Annotated in this window: 2 protein-coding genes and 2 pseudogenes; all 4 read right to left on the bottom strand. The window is 37.3% G+C overall.

The genetic code is table 11. The features are described from left to right. Positions 1 to 68: 68 nt before the first annotated feature. A complete protein-coding gene (locus Wcon_RS12335) occupies positions 69 to 290 on the bottom strand; it encodes a hypothetical protein (RefSeq protein ID WP_237350025.1) in 222 nt (73 codons plus the stop codon). Between the two features lie 30 nt (positions 291 to 320). Next, positions 321 to 500 (bottom strand): annotated as a pseudogene (locus tag Wcon_RS12330) (group II intron maturase-specific domain-containing protein); the annotation flags it as partial. 62 nt (positions 501 to 562) lie between these two features. Beyond that, on the bottom strand, positions 563 to 862 hold the full coding sequence (locus tag Wcon_RS12325) for a reverse transcriptase domain-containing protein (protein ID WP_237350149.1): 300 nt from the start codon (positions 860 to 862) through the stop codon (positions 563 to 565). A gap of 85 nt (positions 863 to 947) precedes the next feature. Then, positions 948 to 1,620 (bottom strand): annotated as a pseudogene (locus tag Wcon_RS09955) (IS630 family transposase); the annotation flags it as partial.

The raw sequence follows: 1,620 nt of genomic DNA, 5'->3' as shown, positions 1-1,620 counted from the left end.
GTAGGGTCGAGAGCTGGCGCGCCTCCTTTAGGGTTTGGTGGTTATTCCATTCGCTTTCGTTGAGGACCTCAATCCAAAATTCCCATATTTACGTTTCCAGCTCCCGCCTCATCAAACGCAGCATGCGGTTTTCCCGCACTACGCTTTCCTAGCAGATTCTTACCAAAGTTTATAACATATTGTACTGGTTGTGCTTTCGGTTCATAGTATCGTATTCTATAGTCTGAATACAGACCAAGTTTATCTATCCATTCCTTACTCCACCTCTTCCAGCCAAATCCTTTTCGCATTTTCCTGGATCTCATTAAGTTGCGTCTTGTTTTCTTTTCTACCCATTGTTTAACGTAGTTGAAGCTTCGACTTGAGTTCCCAATTCTAAAGTAGTTTGTCCACCCTCTCAATATTGGATTGATGATTTTTATCACCTTCCCTATCGGTTGCGACTTATAGCAGCGAAATATTTCCTTCAACTTGCGTATTAGGTTTGTCCGTACTTTCATCTGTGGTGTTGTTTGTATGCTCCACTTTCCTTGTCTTGTAATTTTCCTTCGAAAATCAAATCCTAAGTAGCTGAATATTCTCCTTCTTTTAGATTGATTACTTTTGTCTTTTCTTCATTTACTTCTACTTTTAGTTTTGCTAATTCTTCTTGTACCCTTTTGTAAACTGATTTTTCTAGCCATTCCCATTTTGGGTGTCCACTTATCAGTATCACTAAATCATCAGCCCATCTGGCGTATTCTATATGTTGATATTTTCCCTCTTTAGTCACCTCTTTTGCTTTCTCTAGCATTTTGTCCACCTCATTTAGGTATATATTGCTTAGTAACGGCGAAATTGGTGATCCTTGAGCTATTCCCATAAGTGTTGAAAGTATCAAAAATGGCGTGATATAAGGTGATCAACGGCATGCAAGTTATAGCTCTTTTCATAATAGTCCGAAAAGCTTATAGAAAAGCGGAATCAACAGCATGACGAAAAGATGTGAATAGAGGGATGTTTTTCCTAGCTCTGTTTTTTATAGCAAACCAATGATGCTCAATTTTGTTAAAATCGGGAGAATAAGGCGGTAGATATAAAATTTCTGCGCCAACTCCTTTAGCAAATTCAGTAATCTTATTAGACTTATGAAAAGTAGCATTATCAAGGATAACAGTTTGTCCAGGTTTCAAAATCGGTGTCAGAAACTGCTCAAACCATTTATTAACATATTACAGTGGCCTTCAAATGTTAACGGAACAACTATTTTCCTGCCGTTTAAGGCTGCAATCATACTGATTCGTTGAATTTTTTTACCAGATTTTAGAGCATAAAACCTCTGTCCCTTCTGGCAATATCCATAAGGGTAGTCCTCGGTGTTATCAATGCCAGACTCATCTATATAAACTAAGTTTTGAGGTTCTTTTGTTGCTATAATTTTCAAAAATTCAGCGCGTTTTTCTTCGTCCCTTTCTTTGTATCCATATGTCTTTTTTTGCGTGTGAGTCCAATTTTTTTAAGAGCTCGATGAATCGTTGGGATACTAACATTGCTCCAAAGCTTAGCCATTTCCGATAGAGTTTTTCCACCATATTTTTTAGCAAATTCAGTAAATTTATTCCAGTCAGTAATTTTGTGATT

It is taken from the genome of Wolbachia endosymbiont of Cylisticus convexus (assembly GCF_003344345.1).
This window is presented reverse-complemented; position numbering and strand designations above follow the sequence as displayed.

What these genes read in the sequence shown, in the direction of transcription:
- Wcon_RS12335 (WP_237350025.1), bottom strand. Translation starts at nt 290, where the DNA reads ATGCGAAAAGGATTTGGCTGGAAGAGGTGGAGTAAGGAATGGATAGAT.
- Wcon_RS12325 (WP_237350149.1), bottom strand. Translation starts at nt 862, where the DNA reads ATGGGAATAGCTCAAGGATCACCAATTTCGCCGTTACTAAGCAATATA.